Origin of the sequence: Bradyrhizobium zhengyangense, assembly GCF_022012435.1 — a bacterium.
GTDB classification, from domain to species: domain Bacteria; phylum Pseudomonadota; class Alphaproteobacteria; order Rhizobiales; family Xanthobacteraceae; genus Bradyrhizobium; species Bradyrhizobium zhengyangense.
In genome coordinates this window covers 426,623-452,061 of the sequence record NZ_JAKLUA010000004.1, presented here as the reverse complement: position 1 = coordinate 452,061, position 25,439 = coordinate 426,623, and the positions used below count along the sequence as shown (strand labels likewise).

The following is a 25,439-nucleotide window of genomic DNA, read 5'->3' as shown; positions in this document are numbered from 1 at the left end:
AGTATCCCGGAGGCGTGCATTGGAGAGCTCGCTCTCACCATGTCCGCCGCGACGCACGGGATGCCCCGCCCCCCGCGCGCAATTGCGCACTAGGCGGGGCATGACAGCGACAATTGAGGCGGCAGCCCCTCGCACCAAAATGCAACACTCGTGCGTGATCTCGCGCAGGCCCCGTTGCAAACTGCAAATCACACATCTATAAAGCGCACCTCATTTCAATCGAACCGGGGAGAGATTTGCATGATTTCGTCGCATTCGCAGATCGTACGCCCGCGCTCGATGTTCTGGCTCGGTACCTGCTTGGCCGCCTAGAGGCCGCTTCCGCCAGCTTCGATCGGATTTTTTACCCCGATCGCTCCGCTTCCCAACTGTAAGCCAATTCAAGTGACGCTGCTTCGGCCCTCGCGGCCGGCTTGTGTCCATCGATGGAGCCGGCCCGCGCCAACAGCGGCCGGATAATGTCATGACCGCCTTGTCGAAAAAGCCCGCGGCTATCCGCGTGGTTCTGCGCTTTGTGTTCCGGCACTGGCTGAAGCAGCCGGGGCGGGCGCTTGCCATCGCCGTCGGCCTGTTAGGTGCGACCGTCGCCGATCTGTTTATGCCGGTGTTCTCAGGACATCTGGTCGATGCGCTGACGCGCGGGCCGTCCGATCCCGATGCGCGCCACGCCGCCCTTGTGGCGCTGGGTGGCATCGTGGTGCTGGGCGCTGCGTCGATGGTGCTGCGCCTGAGCGGACTCCAGGTGATCGTGCCGTTCACGCTGAAGCTGATGTCTGACGTCGCGCAGGATGCCTTCCTGCGCGTGCAGCGCTTCTCGACCGACTGGCACGCCAATTCCTTCGCCGGCTCGACCGTGCGCAAGATCACGCGCGGCATGTGGGCGCTCGACCTGCTGAACGACACCATCCTGCTGGCGCTGCTGCCGTCGCTAGCGGTGCTGATCGGATCGATGATCCTGCTCGGCGTGCACTGGGCCTCGCTTGGTGCGGTGATCGCGCTCGGCGCGGCTGCCTATGTCACGATGACGGTGCTGTTCTCGATGCGCTACATCGCGCCGACCGCGCGTGTCTCCAATGCCTGGGACACCAAGGTCGGCGGCACGCTGGCGGACGCGCTCACCTGCAACGCGGTGGTGAAATCGTTCGGCGCGGAAATGCGCGAGGATGCGCGGCTCGCCCGCGTCATCAAGCGCTGGCGCGTGCGGGTGCGACGGACCTGGTTCCGTTACAACTACACGGCCATGTCGCAGCTCTCGCTGCTGCTGTGCCTGCGTGCGTCCGTGATCGGCGGTTCGGTGCTGCTGTGGATGTCGGGTCGCGCCTCGCCCGGCGACGTCACCTACGTGCTGACGAGCTACTACGTGATCCACGCTTACCTGCGGGATGTCGGCATGCACATCAACAACCTCCAGCGTTCGGTCAACGACATGGAGGAACTGGTGGCGATCCATGACGAGCCGATCGGCATCGCGGATGCCGAAGGCGCGCTGCCGATCGCGATCGAAGGCGGCGAGATCGTGTTCGACGACGTCACGTTCCATTACGGCGGACATCGCGCGCCGCTCTACGACGGATTGTCCTTGACGATCCGCGCCGGCGAGCGTGTCGGTCTCGTCGGCCGCTCCGGCTCCGGCAAGACGACGTTCGTCAAGCTGGTGCAGCGGCTCTACGACGTCACCGGCGGCCAGGTGCTGATCGACGGGCAGGATATCGCGCTCGCAACGCAGCAATCGCTGCGCTGCCAGATCGCGATCGTGCAACAGGAGCCGATCCTGTTTCACCGCACACTCGCCGAGAACATCGCCTACGGCCGGCCCGGCGCCAGCCTGGAGGCGATCGAGCAGGCGGCGCGGCTCGCCAATGCGCACGATTTCATCCTGCGCTTGCCGAAGGGCTACGGCACGCTGGTCGGCGAACGCGGCGTCAAACTGTCGGGCGGCGAGCGGCAGCGCGTTGCGCTGGCGCGCGCCTTCCTGGCGGATGCGCCGGTGCTGATCCTGGACGAGGCGACCTCGAGCCTCGATTCGGAATCGGAGGCGCTGATCCAGCAGGCGATGGAGCGGCTGATGAAAGGCCGCACCTCGATCGTGATCGCGCACCGGCTGTCGACGGTGAAGAGCCTCGATCGCATTCTCGTGTTCGACCGCGGCGAGATCGTCGAGCAAGGCACGCATGCCATGCTCGCGAGCAAGCCCGGCGGGATCTATCGCAGCCTGTTCGAGCGCCAAGTGGTGGAGCTCGGGCATATCGCAGCAGCGGAATGACGCGCGGCGGCAGGGCGAAAGCCTTGCCGTCACGTCGTCGAGGATGGAATGACATGAAGGACCTGACGCGCGGCTCCATCGTGAGCCACATTCTGAGCATGGCGCCACCGATCGTGGTCGGCATGATCACGATCATGATCTGCCAACTCGTCGACCTGTACTTCGTGTCCGGGCTCGGCGACGCCGCTGTTGCCGGTGTCGCCGCGGCCGGCAACGCCGGCTTCCTCGTCAACGGGCTGATGCAGATGCTCGGTGTCGGCGCGGTCGCGTTGATCGCGCATGCCGTGGGCCGCAAGGACCGCGACGACGCCAATATCATCTTCAACCAGTCGGTCGTGCTGTCGGTGCTGTTCGGGCTGCTGACGCTGCTCGGCGGCCTGGCGCTGGCGCGCCCCTATATGCGCGCGATCTCGGTCGACGCGGCCACGATCGAGGCTGGCGCCACCTATTTTCACTGGTTCATGCCGGCCTTGGCCCTGCAATTCGTGACGCAAGTGATGGGGGCCGCGCTGCGGGCCACCGGCATCGTGCGGCCGAGCATGCTGGTGCAGGTGCTCGCCGTGCTCCTCAACATCGCGCTGGCGCCGGTCCTGATCACGGGCTGGGGCACCGGACACGCGTTCGGTGTCGCCGGAGCGGGCCTTGCGAGCTCAATCGCCGTCTTCATCGGCGTGCTGATGCTGTTCGCTTATTATCACAGGCTGGAGCGCTACGTCGCCTTCCATCCGGAGCAATGGCGTCCGCGGCTGCGGGAGTGGAAACGGATCCTCAATGTCGGTCTGCCCGCGGGCGGCGAGTTCGCGATGATCTTTATCTTCATGGCCGCGATCTATTACGTGCTGCGCGATCTCGGTCCGGCGGCCCAGGCCGGATTTGGCATCGGCACGCGCGTCATCGGCTTGATCCAGATGCCGGCGCTTGCCGTCGCCCTCGCGGCGGGGCCGATTGCGGGCCAGAATTTCGGTGCGGGCAACAGCGAGCGAGTGCGGGAGACCTTCGTCAGGGCGGCGTTGATTGCGACGGTCTTGATGATCGCGCTCACTGTCTTCGTGCAGCTCGCACCCGGATTGTTGCTCACCGGCTTCTCGAATGATCCGGAGACGATGAGGGTCGCGTTGCTGTTTCTGAAAATGATCTCGCTGAACATGGTGGCGCAGGGATTCATCTTTGTCTGCTCCAGCATGTTCCAGGGCCTCGGCAACACCAAGCCGGTGCTGTGGAGCTCGGCGACACGCGTCCTCACTTATTCTCTGCCGGCGATCTGGCTTTCGACGCGGCCGGGCTTTCGGATCGAGTACGTCTGGTACATATCGAACGCGGCGACGACGCTCCAGGCCGTCCAGAGCCTGTGGTTGTTGCGCCGCGAGTTCAGGAAGCGGCTGGTGACTCCGACGGAGAATGCTGAAGAGCCGGTGAGTTCGGAGCCCAGCGCGCCTCTGGCCCGCGAGCCTGCGTAGCGACGGCTTGTTCCATCCCCGCGGCTCCGGCTAATTTGCCGGGCTGCGAGGGTGGGATTGTCGAAGGGACGAATGGGCGGAGTGGCGAACGAGGGGCGGCCGGCGACCTGGCTCTCGGCGATCTGGGCGGCGCGCTACCGCACGCCGGCTCGTTTTGTCGCGCTGATCGCGCTGCTGCTGCCGTGGACGACGAGCGGGACGACGTTCGCGCTGATACCCTGGCTGATTGCCTTCGCGTTCCTCGATCTGCGCGACTTCCCGCGCTCGCTGCTGCGTCCGGTCTGCCTGCTGCCGATCGCGCTGGTGGTCCTCGCGCTTGTCGGCATGCTCTGGTCGGAGGCCCCGTGGCCGGAAAAAGTTCATGCGATCGGACCGGTGTTGAAGCTCCTGGTGATCCCGCTTCTGATCTACCAGTTCGAGCGTTGGCCCTACGGCGTCTGGGTGTTCGTGGCTTTTCTCACATCCTGCGCGCTGGTCATGCTGGTCTCCTTCGCCGTCGCTGTTGACCCCGATCTGTCGCTGAAGCTCTATCTGTCGCGCGGGCCGTATAAGATCGAGAGCGGTGTCGCGGTGCGCAACTATATCGACCAGAGCCAGGAGTTCGGGCTCTGCGCGATTGCGTCGATCTATCCGATCGTGGCGTTGTTTCGCGAGGGACGCGTCCGTATCGCGATGCTGCTTACCGCGATCGCGATCGGCTTTCTCGCCAATATGACGTTTGTCGTGGTCTCGCGCACGGCACTGGTGACGCTGCCGATCCTGCTCGTGGTCTTTGCTCTCCTGCATCTGCGTTGGCGCGCCGCCTTGCTGGCCGCGGGTGCGATGGCGTGGTTGGCTGTGTCACTCTGGACGGTCTCGCCGCATCTGCGCGCAACCGTCGCGAAGTTCCAGGGCGACTACGAGATGAGCGTGGAGGACAAGCAGGTCAGCGGCATGGGTTCACGTCTGGAGTACTGGCGGAAATCCCTGGGCTTCGTCGCTGATGCGCCGCTGGTTGGCCACGGCACCGGCTCGATCCGCGCTCTGTTCGCAGGCGCGGCTGCGGATGCGGAGGCCGATCCGCTGCGCGGCGAGATCGTCAGCAATCCGCACAATCAGACGCTGAGCGTTGCGGTGCAATGGGGCGTGGTGGGCGTGCTGGTTCTCTACGCGCTATGGTTTGCGCATTTGCTGATGTTCCGCGGCGAGGGGCTCGCCTGCTGGATCGGCCTATTGGTCGTGGTGCAGAACATGCTGTCCTCGATGCTCAACACCCATCTGTTCGACTTCACGCCGGGCTGGATCTACGTGCTCGGTGTCGCGGGCGGCATGGCGCTCGCGAAGAAGAGCTAGAACGCACTGACGCTGTTCCAAACCAGGGTCGCGCCCGAGAGGAATAGCAGGCCGAGCACGACGTCGCCAAAATGCTTGTCGCTGAGGGCGTGATAGACGCGCGCCCCCAGCCATGCGCCGATCAACGTGCCCGGGAATGCGACCATCGCGAGCCACACCACCTTGAATGCGACGAGGCCCGAGGCGGTTTGCAGCACCAGCGCGGTCGCAAGCACCGTGAAATTGAACAGCTGGAAGATGCCCCGCCGTTCGTGCTTGTTCCAGCCGCGGATATTGGCCCACAGGATCGGGAGCGGTCCGGACAGGCCGGCGAGCCCGCCCAAAATGCCGCCGGCAAAGCCGATCACGCCGTCGGCGATGCGGCCGCCGAAGGTGACGGCGAACTGCTTTTTGTTGAAGTAGAGCGCGCTCGAGAAGATCAGCAACAGGACGCCGACGCTCAGTTTGAACACTTTTGGATCGGCCGAAGCGACCAGCGTGGTTCCGATCGGCACGCCGAGCAACCCACCGATCAGGAACGGCCACACCAGCGAGAGGTCAAAGCTTTTCCACATCGATGGCAGCGTCGAGGTTTGTGCGATCACCGAGCAGATCAGCACCAGGGGCACCGCGAGCGAGGGCGGCAGCACGTAAAGCCAGATGCCGAGCGCCATCAGCGCGGTGCCGAACCCGGCCAGCCCCGAGACGAACCCGCCGGCCAGCGCGCCGAACAGCAGCAGCGCAATCGTGAACGTTTCCACGCCTAAGTTCCTGTTGTCGCGATCTCGTGATCACCGCACCGTGCATAGCACAGCCGCGGACGTCGAGGTCAATGCATGCTTGCACGCAAATGCGACCTGCAATCGTCGGGCATTTTCGAACGATACGCCCAGGAAAATGGAGAACAACCATAGGTGCGCCGCGCCGGTGATGCCACCGAAGTGACTAATCGTGAACCCGCTCCTTGTTGGAACGGCGGGACCTCATTCGTATCTGAGCCGGGGCGGCCGTCGATTGGAGAGACAGCAATGCGTATGATTCTGGCTTCGAGCCTTTTGATCGCCCTCATGGGCTCTGCGAACGCGGCTACGGTGCACCATGCGCACCGACAGCATGTCATTGTTCGTCCCGATCAGGGAGGAGGCGCCTCAGACCCCGCTTCGGCCTTTGGCTACGCACCATCCGGGCCGGCGATCTATCCCCGCTCGGCACCGTACGGTGAATATGAAATGTATCCGCGGGATTCCCAGGGCTACGCGCCTGGCGAACGCGAGCAATTTCTCGACAGCGTGAGACGAGGCGGCTGACGCGCCTTAGACGATCTGCCTGGTATCCGCGGGCCTCTGCAGCGTGCCGATCAGAATCCGGAGTGCTTGCGTCAGCTCCGCGCGATTGCGCGCGGCGCCGAGCGACAGCCGTGCAGCATTCGGCGGACTGCCATCGACCACGAAAGAGTCGCTGGCCACCACGGCGAGCCCATCGCGCAACAGCTGCGCGGCGACATCGCGGCGGCCCGATCCCTCCGGAAGCCGCAACCACAGATGATGCGCGGCGGGGTTGGCCTGGAACTGAAACCCCTTCAGTGCGCGCTGCGCCAATTGCTGGCGGCCGACGGCCTCGTTGAGGATGGCCGCGATGATGCGGTCGGCGACACCGTTCTCGAGCCAATGCGTCACCAGCGCGACCATCAGCGGCGCCGGCATCTGCACTGTCGCTTGCAGATGGCCGCGCATCTGAAGCTGCGCGTCGACGTCGGGCGCCAGGAGATAGGCAACGCGCAACGCCGGCGCGATGCATTTTGACAGTGTCGTCGCGAGATATGTCCGCTCCGGGATGAGGTTCGCAATCGGCGAGGCCGATCGGTCGAGCAGCCCGTAGGCATCGTCCTCGATCAGGGCAGTATCGGCATCGCGGACGATCTTGGCGATTGCACTGCGTCGCTCGGCGGAGAGTGTCGCCGTGGTCGGATTGTGCAGGGTCGGAATGAGATAGACTGCCTTCGGGCCGTGCGTGCGACAGGCCTTCGCCAGCGCATCCGGCAAAATGCCCCCGTCATCCATGGCGACACTGACGAGCTTGACGCCGAGCTGCGCAGCCGCCGCTTTAATGCCGGGAAAGGTGAGGGCCTCCGTCAGCACGACGTCGCCTGGCCGCGCGAGGTGGGCGAGGAGGTTGAACAGGATCGTCTGTGCGCCCGGAAAGATCACGAGCTTGTCGGCCTGCGCATGGGGAACGCGCGCACGCATCCAGCGCGCGGCGACCTCGCGCTCATGCGCGCTGCCGCCCGGCGGCTGGTAGTTCAGGAATGCGGTCAGGCCCGATTGCGCGCGAAGGGCCTCAAAGCCGGCGATGATGCGCTCGTCGAGCTGCGCTTCGAGCGGATGCGGCGGCACGTTCATGGAGAGGTCGATCGTGACCGGATGTGGCAGGTCGACCGTACGGCGTGCACTGGTCTCCGACACGAACGAGCCCTGGCCCACGCGGGCCTCCATGATGCCGCGGCGTCGTGCCTCGGTGTAGGCGCGCGTCACCGTGGTGAGGTCGATGCCCAGCGCTTTTGCCAGCGCACGCTGCGTCGGCAATTGCTGTCCCCGCACCAGCCGGCCCGTCGCGATGTCGGCCTCCATTGCGTCGACGATGCGCTGGTAGCGCGGCCCTGAGAGCTCCGAAATTGTAGGGGTCCAATCCATGCAATTTAGGCCCATATCCTTTGAATGTATGGATGCAGGATATTATTGTATGGATCATCAAAACGGAAGAGGTGTCGTCATGACGACCGGTTCAGTCTCTCTGGCAAAGGCGATGTGGCGTGGCTTTCGCGGCAAGTGCCCGAATTGCGGCGAAGGGCACGTGTTCGGCCGTTTCCTCAAGGTGGCCAGCGCTTGCGATCATTGCGGCGAGGAGCTGTTCCATCAGCGCGCCGACGACTTCCCGGCCTATCTCGTCATGGTCGTGGTCGGCCATCTCGTGGTGCCGGCGATCCTTGCGGTCGAGACCGCCTATGCGCCGCCGGTCTGGCTGCAACTCGCAGTGTGGCTGCCGGTGACGCTGTTTGCTTCGCTTGCTCTGCTGCAACCGACCAAAGGCGCGATCGTCGGCCTGCAATGGCAGATCGGCATGCACGGGTTTGAGGCGAGCAAGCTGCGGCGGGAAGCCGGCCAGCTTGCGCCCGTGCTGGTGAAGGCACAGCGCGCGGCCTGAGGCAGCTCGCGGCGTTTACATCGCGCGGCCCATTGCTACACTCCATCGCATCAAAACAAGAACGATGGAAACGCCAATGGCCGCACGCGCAAAAACCTTCCTGCTTTGTCATGGCGCGTGGTCCGGCGGCTGGTCCTGGCGCAAGATGCATCCGCTGATGGCGCAGGCCGGCCACCGCCTGGTCGCGCCCACCTACACCGGGCTCGGTGAACGATCGCATCTCGCCAGTCCCGCGGTCGATCTCGACACGCACATCCAGGACATCCTGGGCGTCATCAAGTTCGAGGATCTCGACGACATCGTGCTGCTCGGCCACAGCTATGGCGGCATGGTCGCGACGGGCGTTGCCGATCGCGCGCGTGAGCGCGTGACGCAATTGATCTATCTTGACGCCTTCGTGCCGCGCGATGGCCAGTCGCTGTTCGATCTCAACGAAGGTGGACGCGAGCCGATGCGCAAGGCTGCCGCCGCCGGCGATGGCTATCGCATCCCGCCGAACCCGCCGCCCCCTGATACGCCACAGGCCGATCTCGATTGGCTCAACGCCCGCCGAATCAACATGCCGATCAAATGCTTCGAGACGAAGCTGAAGCTTCAGCACGGCGAGCCGGCAATGCCGCGCAGCTACATCTATTGCGCCCGCATCCCGCCCGGTGATGTGTTCGGGCAATTCGCAAGGCGGGCGAGGAGCGAGCAGGGCTGGCGCTATTTCGAGCTCGACGCCAGCCACGCGCCGAACGTTACGGCACCGGGGGCATTGATGAAGGTGTTGCACGAGATCGTGGCGTAGAGCGGCGCCCAAAATTGGTGAGGGGTCCGATGCGTTGGCATCGAACCCCTCGTTGCAAGATATCAGCCGGCCTGTAAGCCGGGTTCTGTAGGGCACCGCCTGCTTGCGCAAACGATACGTGACGACCATTCCTCTGGGACCATGTTTGCACATGACCTCGAGCAACCTACCCGGACGGCGGGCCTGACATCGCCCCGCGGCGTTATCGCTTTCGCGAACAGCCCGCTATGCCGTCCCTATTCGGTTTTGCTCCCGGTGGGGTTTACCATGCCGGCTCCGTTGCCGGACCCGCGGTGCGCTCTTACCGCACCTTTTCACCCTTACCCCGCGAAGCCCGAAGGCGAAGCGGGGCGGTTCGTTCTCTGTGGCACTTTCCCTGGGGTCGCCCCCGCCGGACGTTATCCGGCACCGTATGTCAAGGGAGCCCGGACTTTCCTCCCCGGCGGCCTTTCGGCGCTTGCCGGAGCGGCCGTCCGGCCGACTGACTGACAAGGCAATGGGCATTTGTGACGGTTTCGTCAAGCCAAGATCGTGGCGCACGCGGCGGCGGAAATAATTTATCCTGAAGATGTCGTTGGGCGCGGACCCCGTTCGACTGGATGTCGGCGATCCAGCCGAAGCACAGGAGTAAAGCGATGCAATATCTGCTGCTGATCTACCGGAACGAAAACTACATGACCGACATGAGCGCCACCGACCGCCAGAAGCTGATGGGAGAATACGGCGCCTACACCCAGTCGATCATCCAGAGCGGCCATTTCAAGGCCGGCGATGGGCTGCAGCCGACGACGACCGCGACCACGGTGCGCGTTCGCGACGGCAAGACCATGACCACCGACGGCCCGTTCGCGGAAACGCGCGAGCAGCTCGGCGGCTACTATCTGGTCGAAGCCAAGGATATCGACGATGCCGTTGCGCTCGCCGCGCGAATTCCCGAGGCGAAGCGGGGCTCGATCGAGGTCCGGCCGGTCATGATCTACAATTGATCGCACCGAGCGACATCGACAAGATCTTCCGCGACGAGGCGGGGCGGGCGCTGGCCACCCTGATCCGCCTCGTCGGCGATTTCGATTTGGCCGAGGACGCGCTGCAGGATGCGTTCGCGGTCGCGCTGGAGCGCTGGTCGGCGTGCGAGATCCCTGACAATCCGCGCGCCTGGCTGGTCAATGTCGGCCGCAACAAGGCGATCGACCGCATCAGGCGCCAGGCCGCCTTTCGCGGCAAGCAGCAGGCGCTCCTGCATGAGCTCGAGCTCAACGCGAATACGCCGGCTGAGCCGCCCGCGGTGCTCGACGACGACATGCTGCGGCTGATCTTCACCTGCTGCCATCCGGCGTTCGCGGTCGAGGTCCAGGTCGCGCTGACGCTGCGCACCGTCTGCGGCCTCTCCGCCGCGCAGGTCGCGCGCGCGTTCCTCATTGGTGAGGATGCGATGGCGCAGCGCCTCGTCCGCGCCAAGCAGAAGATCAGGCTCGCCGGCATTCCCTATGAGGTGCCGGAGCGCGACGCGCTGGCGCCTCGGCTCGACGGCGTGCTTGCCGTGATCTATCTGGTCTATACCGAAGGCTATGTCGCAACCTCGGGCACGGACCTGATGCGGCCCGATCTCGCGACTGAGGCGATCAGGCTGGCGCGCTTGCTTGACCGTCTGATGCCGGATCGCGCCGCGATCAAGGGCCTGCTGGCGCTGATGCTGTTGCACGATGCGCGCCGCGCCGGCCGCGAGACCGCGGCCGGCGACATCGTCCTGCTGGAAGAGCAGGACCGTTCGCTCTGGGATCGCGCGCAGATCGAGGAAGGCTTGCGCCTCGTCGATGACGCGCTGCGCGTGCCGGGCCGGCCGCAGCCCTATGCGGTGCAGGCCGCGATCGCCGCGTTGCATGCCCGCGCGCCGAGCTTCGAGGCGACAGACTGGCCGCAGATCGCCGGGCTCTATGAAGTGCTGTTGCGCATCAGCCCGTCACCGGTGATCGAGCTCAACCACGCCGCCGCCGTGTCGATGGTCGACGGCCCCGCCCGCGCGCTCGATCTCGTCGACGCGATCACCGCGCGTGGCGGCCTCGATGGTTACGAGATGTTGCCGGCGGTGCGCGCCGATCTGCTGCGACGGCTCGGCCGCAAGGATGACGCGCGCGAGGCTTATCGCGTGGCGAGCGAGGCGACCCAGCTCGAGCCGTTGCGACGGCTGTATGCGCGGCGGCTGCGGGAGCTCGACTAGATGCCGAGCGCACTCTGATAGGCGAACAGGGCGGGGGCGCCGCCCGTGTGCAGGAAGATGACGTCCTCGTCATTGCGCCAACGCCCCATCCGGATCATCGCGATCAGGCCGGCGAGCCCTTTGCCCGAATAGACGGGGTCGAGCACGAGCGCCTCCGTTTGTCCGGCGAGCCGGATCGCCTCGATCGTAGCCGCGTGCGGCACGCCATAGGCTGGGCCGGCGTGACCGGCGACCACTTCGACCAAGGCCTCGTCGAAATCTGCGTCGAGCAGATCCGCCGCTTGCCGCGCAAGCCCCACCACGTCAGTGCGCACCCGCGCCGGCTCGGCATCGATGTCGATCCCGATGACTTTCGTGTCCGGCATGGAGATGGCCGCGCCGACGATGAGACCAGCCTGCGTGCCGGCACTACCGGAGCAATGCACGATCGCGGATGGTTTGAAGCCAGACAGCGCCGCCTGCTGCGCGATTTCGGCGATCGTGGTGGCATAGGCAACCGCGCCCAGTACATTCGAGACGCCGTAGGGCACGAAATATGGCTTGCGTCCTTTCGTCCGGAGATCGTCGACGAGCGTGCGGATGGCGGCATTGCGGTCGCCGGTCCAGGGCACGTCGTGCAGATGCGCGCCGAACAGCCGATTGAGAAAGGCATTGCCCGAGGTCTCGTATTCCGGTGTCGGCGGCGCGAGCCGGCCGTGATAGACGGCGAGATGGCAGGGCAGACCGAGCTTTGCCGCAACTGCCGCGACCTGCCGCTGGCTATTCGATTGCACGACACCGCCTGAGACGATCGTGTCCGCGCCTTTCGAGACTGCATCGTGCAGGACGTAGTCGAGCTTGCGCAACTTGTTGCCGCCGAAGCCAAGCCCCGTCGCGTCGTCGCGTTTGACCCACAGCCGCGGCCCGCCGAGATGAGCCGTCAGTCGCTTCATTGGCTCGAGCGGCGTGGGAAGATTGGCGAGGCCCAGGCGCGGAAAGGCTGCGAGGCGGTCGATCAGCGGCTTGCGATCCCCAGGCATCGTTTGCCTCGTCCCGTGTGTCCGACGATCTGACCATAGCCCGACGTCGGGAATTGCAGGGACGATAGTGCGATCACATTCAGGCGAACTCTGGGACGCGCTACTTCGACGCGGCAGCAGTCCCATCCGCCGGCAGGCTCGCCAGCAGCGCCTGCAAGGTCGACAGCGTCGAGTGATCGGCAACACCGTCGAGGCGCGCGGGGCGGAAGTGGCGCTGGAAGGCGGTGACGACTTCCATGGTCGATGCGTCGTATTTGCCCGACAGCGGCACGCCATAGCCGTAGCGGGCGAGCGCCTGCTGCAGGCTCAGCACCTCGTCGCTGATGGTGCCGAGCATCAGGGTTTCGCCTCGCACGATCGGCGCCGGCGTCACCCAGTGGCCGACACCGGAATTGGCGAGGGAATGCCAGGGAAATTTTTCGCCGGGATCCTTCTTGCGCGCGGGCGCGACGTCGGAATGGCCGAGCACCCGCTGCGGCGTTACCTTGCGGCGGAGCATGATGCCCCGGCACAGCGCGATCACGGCGGCGATCTGGCGCAGCGGATATTCCGGATAGCCCCAGTCGTGGCCGCGATTGATGATCTCAATCCCGATCGAGCAGGAGTTGATGTCGTCTTCGCCGGCCCAGGACGAGACGCCGGCGTGCCAGGCGCGGCGCGATTCCGGCACGCATTGCACGATGCGGCCGTCCTCCAGCACGACATAATGGGCCGACACTTCGGTGCCGGCCGTGCACAGCCGCGCCAGCGCGCCCTCGACGTCGGGCATGCCGGTGTAGTGCAGCAAGATCATGTCCACCTGCCGTCCCTTGTTGCGGTCGCCGTGATTGGGCGAAGGGATGATGTCGGAGACGATCGACGAATCCGGCTCGAACGTCCGCATGCTCGCTGCGGCCTTTGGAACCGGGAGAACGCGCTGACGCTTCGAATCAGTTCCAGACGGTGTGGACGGACCGGACGACATAAACAGCTCAGAATCGGAGGACGAGTGGGCCAAGCCCTTCTCTTTACTATTTCTTTACTGTCCGGTCCGCGCAATCGCGCAGGTCAGTTAACGCGTGCATTTTGGGCCCAGTGTGTGGACGACGCATCACCACCCAAGCACCTTTTCGAGATGTAATGAGCCGATCAACGCTTTCTTAACGCTAAGCGCCGTTACTGAGAGGTGAAGAGCCGACCCGCGTCCGGAGGCGGCCAAAAGCGCTTTTGGCTCGAAATCCCATGGCAGCCCGACATATTCCGCTGGGAACACCGGGTCTGCCGCCCGGGACGACCGGACGCGGTGCGCTTGCTGAACTGGGGCTTTGTCGTGGAACCGCCGCGACGCGGAGTTATTCGAGGCGTGATGGGCTTGCTCGCCCCCGATTTCACCTGTCCGTCCGACGGGTGCGGCGCATGAGTGATGCGCCGCACATTCCCGTGCTTGGCCGTGAGGCGATCGAGCATCTCGCGCCGCGCCAGGGCGGCATCTACGTCGATGCCACCTTCGGGGTTGGCGGCTACAGCCGCGCCATACTCGATGTACCGGGAACCCGCGTCATCGCGATCGATCGTGATCGCACCGCGATCTCCGGCGGCGCCGAGCTGGTCGCGCGCGCTGGCGGCCGGCTGACGCTGGTCGAAGACCGTTTCTCGAACCTCGCCGAGGTCTGCGCCGCGCAAGGCATCGATGCGGTCGACGGCGTCGTGATGGATGTCGGGGTGTCCTCGATGCAGCTCGACCAGGCCGGCCGCGGCTTCTCGTTCCGTCTCGACGGTCCGCTCGACATGCGGATGGGGCAGACCGGGCCGACGGCCGCCGATGTTGTCGCGCGCGCCTCGGAGAGCGATCTCGCCGACATTATCTATCTCTTCGGCGAAGAACGGCATTCGCGCCGCGTCGCCCGCGCCATCGTTGCCGACCGGCAGGAGACGCCGTTCACCACCACGCGCGCGCTCGCCGATCTCGTCGGACGCGTGGTGCGCTCGAAGCCCGGCGATATTCATCCGGCAACACGAACGTTCCAGGCGCTGCGCATCTTCGTCAACGAAGAGCTCGAAGAGCTCCAGACCGCGCTTGCTTCCGCCGAGCATGTGCTCAAGCCTGGTGGCCGTCTCGTTGTGGTCTCGTTCCACTCGCTTGAAGACCGCATCGTCAAGAATTTCCTTAGCTTGCGTGCCAAGACCGGCGGCGGCTCGCGGCATCTGCCCGAGGTGGCGCAAACAGCGCCGAGCTTCCAGCTTCTGACGCGGCGGCCCGTGATCGCCGGCGAAGAAGAAGTTGCGCACAATCCGCGGGCGCGTTCCGCAAAGCTGCGCGCCGCCGAACGCACTTCGGCGCCGGTGCATGCCGACGACGAGCCATCGTCCTGGCCAAAACTCTCCGACGTGATGAGGGGCGGCTAGCAGATGCGCTTCATCCACCTTCTCGTCATCGGCGCGCTGATTTTCGCGGCGGCCTATGTCTACCGGATCAAGATGGATTCCACCGCGCGCACCGAGAAGGTGCTGCGGCTGCATGCGGAGATCCGCGAGCAGCGCGATGCGATCGCGCAGTTGCGCTCCGAATGGGCCAGGCTCGATGCGCCCTTGCGCCTGCAAGGCCTCGTCGAGCGGCATCTGCCGCTCAAGCCCGTCAACGGCACGCAATATGACTCACTGAAGAACCTGCCCGACCGTCCGCCGCGGATGTTCCGGCCGGGCGAGCCTGATCCGATCGGGTCCATGATCAACACCATCGAAGCCGCGAGCGATCCCGACAGCGTGACGGGCTCGGTGCCGCAGCCCGAGGACAAGCAATGAGCGCTGTTCCGGCCAAACCGACCGAACCGTGGCGCCAGCGTCTGATCCGCAGCCTGCTCTACGGGCGCAATGTCGATCGCGCCGCGAAGGCGCGCGCGCGTGTCGGGCTGGCGATGGTCGCCTTTGCCATGGTCTATGCCCTGATCGGCAGTCGGCTCGTGATGTTCGCGATCGGCGCCGACGCCCATAGTGCGCGCCGCGCCGCCTCGCAGGAAGTGGTCGCGACCGCGCGGCCCGACATCGTCGACCGCAACGGCGCGATCCTCGCGACCGATGTCAAGGCCGCCAGCATGTTCGGCGAGCCGCGCCGCATCATCGACAAGGATGAGGCAATCGAGCTGTTGACCGCGACCGTGCCCGACCTCGACGAGACCGAGGTGCGCGAGCGCCTGTCGTCGCGAAAAGGTTTCGTGTGGCTGAAGCGCGAGATTACGGCGAAGCAGCAGCAGGACATCCACAAGCTCGGCATTCCCGGCATCGGCTTCCTGCGCGAGAACAAGCGGGTCTATCCGACCGGCAACGAAGTCGCCCACCTCATCGGTCTCGTCAATATCGACAACCAGGGCATCGCCGGCATGGAGAAGTGGCTCGACAACCAGGGCCTCGCCGATCTCCACCGCGCCGGTTTTGCGACCGACCGCCTGCAAAAGCCGGTCGAGCTGTCGGTCGATCTGCGCGTCGAGCACGCGTTGCGCGACGAGCTGCTGAAGGCCAAGGAAAAGTTCCACACCAAGGCGGCCTCCGGTCTCGTCACCAATGTCAACACCGGCGAAATCATAGCCATGGTGTCGGTCCCGGATTTCGATCCGAACAATCCCAAGGAAGCCCACGATCCCGATCGCATCAATCGGCTGACCACCGGCGTCTACGAGATGGGCTCGACGTTCAAGGCCTTCACGCTCGCAATGGCGCTCGATACCGGCAAGTACGGCCTCGATTCGATGTGGGATGCGCGCGGGCCGCTGCACTACGGCAAGTTCGCGATCCATGACGACGAGCCGAAGGGGCGCTTCCTGAACATGAAGGAAGTGTTCACCTTCTCCTCCAACGTCGGCGCGGCGCGCATCGCACTGTCGCAGGGCGTAGAAGCCCACAAGGCCTTCCTGCGCAAGATGGGCCAGCTCGAGCGGCTGCGGACCGAATTGCCGGAAAGCGCCTCGCCGATCGTGCCGAAACGCTGGGGCGATCTGAACACCATCACTATCGCCTTCGGCCACGGCATGGCCGTGGCGCCCTTGCAGGCCGTGATGGGCGTCAGCGCGCTGGCCAATGGCGGCCTGTTGATTCCGCCGACCTTCCTCAAGCGCACCGAAGAGGAAGCGCGGGCGATCGCAAAGCGCGTGATCAAGCCCGAGACGTCTGACAAGATGCGGTTCCTGATGCGGCTGAACGCTGAAATCGGCACCGCCAAGAAGGCCAACGTTCCCGGTTACTATATCGGCGGCAAGACCGGTACCGCGGAAAAGGTGGTCAACGGCCGCTACGCCAAGAAGAAGGTGCTGACCGCGTTCACCGCGATCCTGCCGGCCGACAAGCCGAAGTACCAGCTGCTGATCATGCTCGACGAGCCGCAGCCGCTGAAGGAGACCTACGGCTTCATCACCTCGGGCTGGAACGCCGTTCCGACGGCCGGCAACGTCATCACCCGTATCGGGCCGCTGCTCGGCATCGAGCCCCGCTACGACCTGCCGCCCGCGGACCGCCTTATTCTTGCAGCATCCAGGACAACCCAGTAATCAATCGGGTAGGCCGCAGCCGCTGCTGAGTCGGGGATTTTCCCTCAGGATTCGGCTTTTCCGGCGCGGCAACTGGAAGACCATGAAGCTGCGCGACCTCATAGGTCAGGATATTCTGGGCAATGATGCCGCAATCGAGCCCGCCGTTGCGGCGCTCGATGTGACAGGCGTTGCGCTCGACAGCCGGGTGGTCAAGCCAGGCGATCTCTTCTTCGCACTTGCGGGCAGCAAGACCGACGGGGCGCGCTTCATCGACGCGGCCGTTGCGGCCGGTGCTGTGGCCGTGGTTGGGGATCACGCACCCGACGGATGCAAGGTGCCGTTCATCACGGTCGCCAATCCGCGCCGCGCGCTCGCGCTGGCGGCGGCCAGATTTTTCCCGGCACAGCCTGCGACGATCGCGGCGGTGACCGGCACCAGCGGCAAGACCTCGGTGGCCGCGTTCACGCGTCAGATCTGGGAGCGGCTCGGGCATGCTTCGGCCAGCATCGGCACCATCGGCCTCGTCTCGCCCAAGCGCACCGTCTATGGTTCGTTGACCACGCCGGATCCGATCGCGCTGCATCGGCAACTTGATGAGATCGCGCGCGAAGGCGTGACGCATCTTGCGTTCGAGGCGTCCTCGCATGGCCTCGACCAATATCGGCTCGACGGCGTGCGCGTCTGCGCCGGCGGCTTCACCAATCTCACGCGCGACCACATGGATTATCATCCGACTGTTGCGCACTACCTCGCGGCAAAGCTCAGGCTGTTTCGTGAGCTCATTCCATCAGGTGGCGCTGCGGTGATCTCAGCCGATCATGATTGCTCGGCGGAGGCGATCGATGCGGCGAAGACGCGCGGTCTGCGCGTGATGGCGGTAGGACGCTACGGCGATGGGGCCGGCGAGGGCATCCGTCTCGTCGAGGCCACGGTCGAAGGCTTTTCGCAGAAGCTAGCCCTCGAACATCGCGGCAAGCATCACGCGGTGCGGCTGCCGCTGGTCGGCGAATTCCAGATCGAGAACGCGCTGGTCTCGGCCGGCCTTGCGATCGGCACCGGCAGCGATGCTACCAACGTGTTTGCGAGCCTCGAACATCTCGAAGGTGCCAAGGGCCGGCTCGAACGCGTCGGCGAGCGCAATGGCGCCCCTGTTTTCGTCGACTATGCGCACAAGCCCGATGCACTGGCGAAGGCGTTGCAGGCGCTGCGGCCTTACGCCAAACGAAGACTGATCGTCGTGTTCGGCGCGGGCGGCGATCGCGACGCCGGCAAGCGCCCGATCATGGGGCAGGTTGCTGCGGAGAACGCCGATCTCGTCATCATCACCGACGACAATCCGCGTAGCGAGAAGCCGGAAGCCATTCGCGCCGCGATCCTCGCCGCCGCCAGGGGCGCGCGAGAGATCGGCGACCGCGCGGCCGCGATCCGCGCTGCGATCGAGGAGCTCGAAGATGGCGATGCGCTGCTCGTCGCCGGCAAGGGCCACGAGATCGGGCAGATCGTAGGCCACGAGGTCCTGCCGTTCAGTGATCACGAGGCGGTCGCCGCCGCATTAGCAACGAGGGTCGCATGAGCGGGCCATTATGGACGGTTGCCGAGGTGGCGCGTGCACTGGGCGTGTCTGGATCATTCCCTGATACCCCGATCGACTTCGTCACCCAGGACAGCCGCCTGGTGAAGCCCGGCGGCCTGTTCGTGGCGCTATCAGGCACGCCGAGCGGCGGCTTCATCTCGGCCTTCGCCAGTGCGCGCGACGGCTGGGAGTTCGCGGACAAGGCGGAAGCGTCAGGCGCAGTCGCCATGATCGTGCCGCACGAGATCGCGGGCATCCGCATTCCCCAGATCATCGTCAAGGATACGCTGATCGACGGCCTCTGGGGCCTCGCGCGCGCCGCGCGCGCGCGTTTTAAAGGCCCGGTCATCGGCCTCACCGGCAGCGCCGGCAAGACCAGCACCAAGGAATTTCTCGCTGCCTATCCCAATGCCTATGCGAGCCCCTCGAGCTTCAACAATTTCTGGGGCGTGCCGCTGACGCTGTGCAATGCCCGGCCTGACGCCAGCCTTTGGGTCGTCGAGATGGGCATGAACCAGACGGGCGAGATCGCGCGGCTCAGCGAATTGACGCGGCCGACCGTCGCCCTGGTCGTCAACGTCCAGCCGGTGCATCTCGAAAAGCTCGGCTCGCTGGAGGCGATCCGACGCGAAAAAGTGTCGATCGCGCTCGGCCTGCCCGAGAACGGCGTGCTGGTGCTTCCCGCCGGGCTCAAGGCGTCGGAATGGAAGGGCAAGGTGGTGCGCTTCGGCGAGCATGCCGAGGTGCACGAGGTCAAGCACGCGCCGCATGGCGAGAGCTGGCAGGTCGTGGCCGCGATCGGCAGGAAGGAGATTGCCTTCAGCCTGACGCCGGGCGCGCCGCACCGCGTACAGAATGCGCTGGCCGCGCTCGCCTCTGTTCATGCCGCGCATCTCGATGTCGCGACGCTCGCGATCAAGCTCGATCGTGTCGGCATCATGACCGGCCGCGGCGTCGAGCAGGCGGTCGGCGGCGTCACCGTGATCGACGACAGCTTCAACGGCAATCCGGCGAGCGTGGCCGCCGCGCTGCAGAGCCTTCAGGCGCGTAACATGACCGGCGGTCGCCGCATTGCCGTGCTCGGCGACATGCTGGAGCTGGGCGACGATGCCCCGCACTACCACACCGCGCTGGCCTCGCATCTCGACGGCATTGACGGCATCTATTGCGTCGGGCCGCTGATGCGTCACCTCTTCGACACGCTTCCATCAGGCAAGGGGCTCGGCTGGCACGACGATCCCGCCACGCTGAAGGCCAGCGAGGTCGCTAACTTGCTGAAGGCAGGCGATGTCGTTGTTGTCAAGGGCAGCAAGAAGATGTTCTGGGTCAACAAGTTTGTGCCGGGCCTAGTGGCCGCCTTGCAGGCAAAGGCGTAAACTGCTTGGAAGGCGCAGTTCCCGAATCCCACCCTTTGCGGCGCGCCGCCGTCCGGTTTCTTTGAGGTCGCCGACCCCATGATGAAGACCAGAGAAGGTGCGTGAGAGATTGAGGCCTGCGCGAAGGCCGCGTGCGAAAGGCGCCATAGGACCGACTGAATGTTTTACTGGCTGATCGAGCTCTCCAACACATTTCCGAGCTTCGGTGCGGTACGCACCGTATTGAACGTCTTCCGCTACATCACTTTCCGGACCGGCGGTGCGATCGTCACCGGCGCGCTGTTCGTGTTCCTGTTCGGGCCCTGGATCATCGATCACTTGCGCATCCGTCAGGGCAAGGGCCAGCCGATCCGCACCGATGGTCCGCAATCGCATCTGGCCAAGAAGGGCACGCCCACGATGGGCGGGCTGATGATCCTGTCCGGGCTGACGGTCGCCACTGTGCTCTGGTGCAATCCGCTCAATCCTTACGTCTGGATCGTGCTTGCGGTGACGCTCGGCTTCGGCTTCGTCGGCTTCTACGACGATTACCTCAAGGTGACCAAGCAGACCACGAGCGGATTCGGCGGCAAGCTGCGCCTCTTGATCGAGGCCATCATCGCGCTGGTCGCCTGCTACGCGCTGGTGCGGTTGAACCGCGATCCCGCGTCGACCGCGCTGACGATCCCCTTCCTCAAGGACACCGTGCTGCATTTCGGCTGGTTCTTCGTCGTGTTCGGCGCCTTCGTCATCGTCGGGGCCGGCAATGCGGTGAATCTCACCGACGGCCTCGATGGCCTTGCCATCGTGCCCGTGATGATCGCGACCGCGAGCTTTGCGATGATCGCCTATCTCGCCGGCAACGCCGTCTTCGCCGACTATCTCCAGATCAAATATGTCGCGGGCACCGGCGAGCTCGCGGTGCTCTGCGGCGCGCTTATCGGCGCCGGTCTCGGCTTCCTCTGGTTCAACGCGCCGCCGGCCTCGATCTTCATGGGTGACACCGGCTCGCTCGCGCTCGGCGGCATGCTGGGTTCGATCGCAGTCGCGGTGAAGCACGAGATCGTGCTCGCTGTCATCGGTGGCCTGTTCGTGCTGGAGGCGGTCTCGGTGATCGTGCAAGTGGTGTCGTTCAAGCTGACGGGCAAGCGCATCTTCCGCATGGCGCCGATCCACCACCATTTCGAGCAGCTCGGCTGGACCGAGCCGCAGATCGTGATCCGCTTCTGGATCATCTCGGTGATGCTGGCACTCGCCGGTCTCTCCACGCTGAAGCTGCGGTGATGGTCCCGCAATGATCCCCGTCACATCCTTCGCCGGCAAGACGGTCGCGGTGTTCGGCCTCGGCGGCTCGGGGCTCGCCTCCTGCCGTGCGCTGAAGGCCGGCGGCGCCGAGGTGATCGCTGCCGACGACAATGCCGAGAACGTCGCCAAGGCGGCGCAGGCCGGCTTCATCACCGCGGATCTGCGCAATGTTGCCTGGGACAATTTCGCAGCGTTGGTGCTTGCGCCCGGCGTGCCGCTGACCCATCCGGTGCCGCACTGGAGCGCGCTGAAGGCGCGCGAGGCGGGCGTCGAGGTGATCGGCGACATCGAGCTGTTCTGCCGCGAGCGGCGCCGTCACGCCCCGAACGCGCCGTTCGTTGCCATCACCGGTACCAACGGCAAGTCGACAACGACGGCCTTGATCGCGCATCTGACCAAGGTCGCCGGCTACGACACCCAGATGGGCGGCAATATCGGCACCGCGATCCTGTCGCTGGAGCCGCCGCGCACGGGCCGCGTCCATGTCATCGAGATGTCGTCCTATCAGATCGACCTCACGCCCTTGCTCGATCCCTCCGTCGGCATCCTGCTCAATGTCAGCGAGGATCACATCGATCGTCACGGCACCATCGAGCATTACGCTGAAGTGAAGGAGCGCCTGGTTGCGAACGTGCAGGCAGGCGGCACGTCGATCGTCGGCGTCGATGACGGCTATTGCCGCGACATTGCCGATCGGCTCGACCGCGCCGGCAAGAACGTGGTGCGCATCTCCGTCAAGAATCCGCTCGCTTCAGGCATCCATGTCGAGCACGGAACCATCGTGCGCACCTCCGGCGGCGCCCGCAACGAGATCGCCAAGCTTGGCGGCATCGGCTCGCTGCGCGGCCTGCACAACGCGCAGAACGCCGCCTGCGCCGCCGCAGCCGCGCTCGCGATGGGCATCAGCCTCGACGTGCTTCAGAACGGCCTGCGCAGCTTTCCGGGCCTGGCGCACCGGATGGAGCAGGTCGGCCGCCGCGGCAATGTGCTGTTCGTCAACGATTCCAAGGGCACCAACGCCGACGCCACAGCGCATGCGCTGTCGTCCTTCGCGGACATCTTCTGGATCGCCGGCGGCAAGCCCAAGGCGGGCGGCATCACCAGCTTGACCGGTTTCTTCCCGCGCATCCGCAAGGCCTATCTGATCGGCGAGGCCGCGCCGGAGTTTTCCGGCACACTCGGTACGGTCGCGCACGAGATCAGCCAGACGCTGGACGTTGCTGTCGAGCACGCCGCGCGCGACGCGGAAGCATCGGGTCTTGCCGACGCGGTCGTGCTGCTGTCGCCGGCCTGCGCCTCATTCGACCAGTACCGCAACTTCGAGATCCGCGGCACAAAGTTCCGCGAGCTGGTGCAGGCGCTGCCGGGCGTGAAGCCGGCGGTGTGAGCATGTCGCGGCGACGCCGGATCGCAATTGTCGTCGCTGCTCTTGCTATTCCGATGGGTTTTTTGGGTGTCGTCCTCGTTGACAGCCTCATGCACCAATTCGGCGCGTGCCGCGTCGTTCGTCAAAGTGCATTTGCCTCCCCGGGCGGTGGTCAGTTGGTTGTCGTGGTCTGGAAGACCTGCGGAGCAACCGACAGTACGCAAGCCAGCCTCGTGGCGCGCGGCCGGACCTTCTCGCCCGAGGACACACCGACCTTTGTCAGCGTGGCCGGGCATCTCGATGTCGTGGTCGCCTGGAGCAGCGAGCGGTCGGTCAGGATCGGTTTCATTCCAGAGCCAGGCGAGGTCTACAAGCGCGATCAGCGCGCGGGTGACGTCGCGATCAATTATGAGTAAGGCCTCTCGTGTCCCGGACGCGGTGCAGCGCGCGGCTCTGCAGCGCACCGCGCCGCGAAGAGGCGCCGCGCTGCGCGGCGTCCGGGGCACGAGACTCTTCAAAACTTGAACGGTCTATTAACCTCCCGGTAACCAACCTCGGCGACCAATGGACGGACCTCTGTCCGAAAGCGGCCGCCCATGCTCTCCCGTGAAGAACGCACCCCCTTTTCCGAGTGGTGGTGGACCGTCGACAAGCCGCTGTTCGGCGCGATCCTGTTGCTGATGCTGACAGGCGTCATCCTGTCACTGGCGGCGAGCCCATCGGTCGCGACCCGTATCGGCCTCGATCCCTTCCATTTCTTCAGCCGTCACGTGATGTTCCTGGCGCCGTCCTTCATGGTGCTGCTCGGCGTTTCCTTTCTGTCGCCGCGCACGATCCGCCGTTCGGCGCTGATCATCTTCACGCTGAGCATCATCCTGATCGTGGTGACGCTCGCGGTCGGCCCCGAAGTGAAGGGCTCGCGGCGCTGGATCACGCTGCTCGGCATCAATATCCAGGCCTCCGAAATCGCAAAGCCCTCCTTCGTCGTCATCGCGGCCTGGCTGTTCGCGGAATCGACCAAGCGGCCGGAGATGCCGGCGACCTCAATGGCACTTGTACTGCTGCTGATGCTCGTCTCCCTGCTGGTGATGGAGCCGGACTTCGGCCAGACCATGCTGATCCTGATGGTGTGGGGCTCGCTGTTCTTCATCGCGGGCATGCGCATGATCTGGGTGTTTGGCCTTGCCGGCCTCGGCGCGGCCGGCCTGTTCAGCGCCTATCTGTTCGTCCCGCACGTCGCCGGCCGCATCAAGCGCTTCATGAATCCGGCTTCAGGTGACACCTTCCAGGTCGATACCGCGATGGAGGCTTTCTACAACGGCGGCTGGTTCGGCTTGGGACCGGGCGAGGGAATTGCAAAACGCAGCCTGCCTGACAGTCACACCGACTTCGTGTTCGCGGTTGCCGCCGAAGAGTTCGGCATTATCCTGTGCCTCGCCATGCTGGCGCTGTTTGCCTTCGTCGTGATCCGCACGCTGTCGCGCGCCTATGCCAATGAGGACATGTTCTCGCGCTTTGCGGCCTCTGGGCTAGCGATCCTGTTCGGCGTGCAGGCGGCGATCAACATGTCGGTCAACCTCCAGCTCATTCCCGCCAAGGGCATGACGCTGCCGTTCATCTCCTACGGCGGTTCCTCAATCGTGTCGCTCTCCTATGGCGTCGGCATGATGCTGGCCCTGACGCGCCTGCGCCCGCGCACCGAGGTCGAGGCCAGCGGCCACGCCGAGGCGATGCGCAGCTACGCGTAAGCCGTTATTGCGAGGAGCTCGTGACAAAATTGCAGAGCAATTTTGCACTGAAGCGACGAAGCAATCCAGACTATCCCCGTGAAGCGATTCTGGATTGCTTCGCTTCGCTCGCAATGACGGGAAAGACCTTGTAAAAGGCATCGTCATGGACACCTCCCCCTTGATTCTTCTCGCCGCGGGCGGCACCGGCGGCCATCTGTTTCCGGCCGAGGCGCTCGGCGTCCAATTGATCCGGCGCGGCTTTCGCGTGCGTCTCGTCACCGACGAGCGCGCGCTGCGCTATAGCGGGTTGTTCAGCAAGGACATGATCGACGTTGTCGCGAGCGAGACCGCGCGCGGCCGCAATCCATTGCAACTCGTCTATGCCGGCCTCACGCTCGCGACCGGCACGCTCTCTGCCTACCGGCTGATCAAGCGGCTGAAGCCCGCTGCTGTCGTCGGCTTCGGCGGTTACCCGACCTTGCCGCCATTGGTTGCGGCAAAGTTCGCGGGCGTGCCTGGGATCATCCACGAGGCCAATGCCGTGCTTGGCCGCGCCAACCGTTTCCTGTCGAGCCGCGTCCAGGCCATCGCAACGTCGTTGCCGGGCGTGCTCGACCGCGATCCTGCGCTCGCGGGCAAGACCACGACGGTCGGCACGCCGATGCGTCCCGCGGTCCTTGCGGCCGCCGCCGTGCCCTATGCCGCACCGGAAGTGAACGGACCGCTGCGTCTGCTCGTTGTCGGCGGCAGCCAGGGCGCACGCATCATGGCCGACATTGTGCCCGATGCGATCGAGCGGCTCGAGCCCGCGCTGTGGGGGCGGCTCGTCCTCACCCAGCAGGTCCGCGACGAGGACATGACGCGCGTGCGCGCGGTCTACGACAAGCTCAAGATCAAGGTGGAGCTCGCGCCTTTCTTCACCGATCTGCCGGCGCGTCTCGCCTCCAACCATTTGATCGTGTCGCGTTCCGGCGCGGGCACTGTGGCCGAATTGGCCGCGATCGGGCGGCCCTCGATCCTGGTGCCGTTGCCGGGCTCGATCGACCAGGACCAGTTCGCCAATGCGGGCGTGCTGGCCAAGGTCGACGGCGCGGTTCGTATTCCGCAGACCGAATTTACCTCCGATCGGCTCGCCTCGGAGATCTCCGCCTTTGCCGCCGAGCCGGCGCGCCTTGCCGCCATGGCTGCCGCGGCGAAAGCGGCAGGCCGGCTCGACGCCGCCGAGCGGCTGGCCGATCTCGTGGTCAAAGTCGCGGGAATCTGACGCGAAAAAGCCCTTGTCTTCGTCTTCCAAAGCGGGGCATCCAGTAAGGACGGCGCGGCTGATTTGGCCGTGATCCAGACGCCGCCTG

22 protein-coding genes and 1 other RNA gene are annotated in these 25,439 nt (G+C 65.2%); 18 read left to right on the top strand and 5 right to left on the bottom strand.

Annotated features, from left to right (window positions below; all coding sequences use genetic code 11):
- Window positions 1–463 precede the first annotated feature (463 nt).
- The 3 genes from L6637_RS16425 (at window position 464) to L6637_RS16415 (ending at window position 5,052) form a co-directional block, all read left to right on the top strand.
- A complete protein-coding gene (locus L6637_RS16425; RefSeq protein ID WP_237871324.1) occupies window positions 464–2,263 on the top strand; it encodes an ABC transporter ATP-binding protein in 1,800 nt (599 codons plus the stop codon).
- Between the two features lie 53 nt (window positions 2,264–2,316).
- Complete coding sequence (locus L6637_RS16420) at window positions 2,317–3,720, top strand: MATE family efflux transporter (protein ID WP_237871322.1); 1,404 nt, start codon at window positions 2,317–2,319, stop codon at window positions 3,718–3,720.
- Window positions 3,721–3,792: 72 nt separating this feature from the next.
- On the top strand, window positions 3,793–5,052 hold the full coding sequence (locus L6637_RS16415; RefSeq protein WP_237865941.1) for an O-antigen ligase family protein: 1,260 nt from the start codon (window positions 3,793–3,795) through the stop codon (window positions 5,050–5,052).
- Here the strand turns inward: L6637_RS16415 and L6637_RS16410 are convergent.
- Window positions 5,049–5,792 carry a sulfite exporter TauE/SafE family protein gene (locus L6637_RS16410; protein ID WP_237865910.1) on the bottom strand — a complete coding sequence of 248 codons (744 nt, stop codon included), beginning with the start codon at window positions 5,790–5,792 and terminating at the stop codon, window positions 5,049–5,051. The genes L6637_RS16415 and L6637_RS16410 overlap by 4 nt on opposite strands.
- A 267-nt stretch (window positions 5,793–6,059) precedes the next feature.
- Between L6637_RS16410 and L6637_RS16405 the strand changes: the two genes are divergently transcribed.
- Entirely contained in the window at window positions 6,060–6,338 is a 279-nt protein-coding gene (locus L6637_RS16405) for a hypothetical protein (RefSeq protein WP_237865911.1), read from the top strand.
- 6 nt (window positions 6,339–6,344) lie between these two features.
- Here the strand turns inward: L6637_RS16405 and L6637_RS16400 are convergent, their stop codons facing one another.
- Window positions 6,345–7,721 carry an aminotransferase-like domain-containing protein gene (locus L6637_RS16400; RefSeq protein WP_237865912.1) on the bottom strand — a complete coding sequence of 459 codons (1,377 nt, stop codon included), beginning with the start codon at window positions 7,719–7,721 and terminating at the stop codon, window positions 6,345–6,347.
- 49 nt (window positions 7,722–7,770) lie between these two features.
- On the opposite strand from L6637_RS16400, the gene L6637_RS16395 reads away from it, so the two are divergent.
- Window positions 7,771–8,232, top strand: coding sequence for a DUF983 domain-containing protein (locus tag L6637_RS16395; protein WP_271607129.1), 462 nt, complete (start codon window positions 7,771–7,773; stop codon window positions 8,230–8,232).
- Window positions 8,233–8,308: 76 nt separating this feature from the next.
- A complete protein-coding gene (locus L6637_RS16390) occupies window positions 8,309–9,022 on the top strand; it encodes an alpha/beta fold hydrolase (protein WP_237865914.1) in 714 nt (237 codons plus the stop codon).
- A 58-nt stretch (window positions 9,023–9,080) separates the two neighbouring features.
- On the opposite strand, the gene rnpB is transcribed toward L6637_RS16390, so the two are convergent.
- Window positions 9,081–9,507: RNase P RNA component class A (gene rnpB, locus L6637_RS16385), an RNA gene on the bottom strand.
- Between the two features lie 150 nt (window positions 9,508–9,657).
- Between rnpB and L6637_RS16380 the strand changes: the two genes are divergently transcribed.
- Window positions 9,658–10,008 carry a YciI family protein gene (locus L6637_RS16380; RefSeq protein WP_237865915.1) on the top strand — a complete coding sequence of 117 codons (351 nt, stop codon included), beginning with the start codon at window positions 9,658–9,660 and terminating at the stop codon, window positions 10,006–10,008.
- Window positions 10,008–11,240, top strand: a complete 1,233-nt coding sequence (locus tag L6637_RS16375) for an RNA polymerase sigma factor (protein WP_237865942.1) — start codon at window positions 10,008–10,010, stop codon at window positions 11,238–11,240. The genes L6637_RS16380 and L6637_RS16375 overlap by 1 nt, the downstream gene beginning before the upstream one ends.
- Here the strand turns inward: L6637_RS16375 and L6637_RS16370 are convergent.
- On the bottom strand, window positions 11,237–12,259 hold the full coding sequence (locus L6637_RS16370) for a D-cysteine desulfhydrase family protein (protein WP_237865916.1): 1,023 nt from the start codon (window positions 12,257–12,259) through the stop codon (window positions 11,237–11,239). The two genes, L6637_RS16375 and L6637_RS16370, sit on opposite strands and share 4 nt — an antisense overlap.
- Window positions 12,260–12,359: 100 nt before the next feature.
- Entirely contained in the window at window positions 12,360–13,142 is a 783-nt protein-coding gene (locus L6637_RS16365; RefSeq protein WP_237865917.1) for an N-acetylmuramoyl-L-alanine amidase, read from the bottom strand.
- A 512-nt stretch (window positions 13,143–13,654) separates the two neighbouring features.
- Here L6637_RS16365 and rsmH point away from each other — a divergent pair.
- The 10 genes from rsmH (at window position 13,655) to murG (ending at window position 25,351) form a co-directional block, all read left to right on the top strand.
- Window positions 13,655–14,644 (top strand): 16S rRNA (cytosine(1402)-N(4))-methyltransferase RsmH, encoded by a 990-nt coding sequence (gene rsmH, locus L6637_RS16360; protein ID WP_237865918.1) that lies wholly within the window; start codon window positions 13,655–13,657, stop codon window positions 14,642–14,644.
- A 3-nt stretch (window positions 14,645–14,647) separates the two neighbouring features.
- Window positions 14,648–15,040 carry a cell division protein FtsL gene (gene ftsL / locus L6637_RS16355; RefSeq protein WP_237865919.1) on the top strand — a complete coding sequence of 131 codons (393 nt, stop codon included), beginning with the start codon at window positions 14,648–14,650 and terminating at the stop codon, window positions 15,038–15,040.
- Window positions 15,037–16,776 (top strand): peptidoglycan D,D-transpeptidase FtsI family protein, encoded by a 1,740-nt coding sequence (locus tag L6637_RS16350; protein ID WP_237865920.1) that lies wholly within the window; start codon window positions 15,037–15,039, stop codon window positions 16,774–16,776. Before ftsL ends, L6637_RS16350 begins: the two co-directional genes overlap by 4 nt.
- An 82-nt stretch (window positions 16,777–16,858) precedes the next feature.
- A complete protein-coding gene (locus L6637_RS16345; RefSeq protein WP_237865921.1) occupies window positions 16,859–18,331 on the top strand; it encodes a UDP-N-acetylmuramoyl-L-alanyl-D-glutamate--2,6-diaminopimelate ligase in 1,473 nt (490 codons plus the stop codon).
- The gene (locus L6637_RS16340) at window positions 18,328–19,707 is read left to right on the top strand and encodes a UDP-N-acetylmuramoyl-tripeptide--D-alanyl-D-alanine ligase (RefSeq protein ID WP_237865922.1); all 1,380 of its coding nucleotides are present in this window, start codon (window positions 18,328–18,330) and stop codon (window positions 19,705–19,707) included. Before L6637_RS16345 ends, L6637_RS16340 begins: the two co-directional genes overlap by 4 nt.
- Before the next feature lie 159 nt (window positions 19,708–19,866).
- The gene (gene mraY / locus L6637_RS16335) at window positions 19,867–20,970 is read left to right on the top strand and encodes a phospho-N-acetylmuramoyl-pentapeptide-transferase (protein WP_237865923.1); all 1,104 of its coding nucleotides are present in this window, start codon (window positions 19,867–19,869) and stop codon (window positions 20,968–20,970) included.
- 10 nt (window positions 20,971–20,980) lie between these two features.
- Complete coding sequence (gene murD, locus L6637_RS16330) at window positions 20,981–22,378, top strand: UDP-N-acetylmuramoyl-L-alanine--D-glutamate ligase (protein WP_237865924.1); 1,398 nt, start codon at window positions 20,981–20,983, stop codon at window positions 22,376–22,378.
- Window positions 22,379–22,380: 2 nt separating this feature from the next.
- Window positions 22,381–22,773 carry a hypothetical protein gene (locus L6637_RS16325; RefSeq protein ID WP_237865925.1) on the top strand — a complete coding sequence of 131 codons (393 nt, stop codon included), beginning with the start codon at window positions 22,381–22,383 and terminating at the stop codon, window positions 22,771–22,773.
- 180 nt (window positions 22,774–22,953) lie between these two features.
- The gene (gene ftsW / locus L6637_RS16320) at window positions 22,954–24,105 is read left to right on the top strand and encodes a putative lipid II flippase FtsW (RefSeq protein WP_237865926.1); all 1,152 of its coding nucleotides are present in this window, start codon (window positions 22,954–22,956) and stop codon (window positions 24,103–24,105) included.
- 145 nt (window positions 24,106–24,250) lie between these two features.
- Window positions 24,251–25,351 (top strand): undecaprenyldiphospho-muramoylpentapeptide beta-N-acetylglucosaminyltransferase, encoded by a 1,101-nt coding sequence (gene murG / locus L6637_RS16315; RefSeq protein WP_237865927.1) that lies wholly within the window; start codon window positions 24,251–24,253, stop codon window positions 25,349–25,351.
- Window positions 25,352–25,439: the final 88 nt, after the last annotated feature.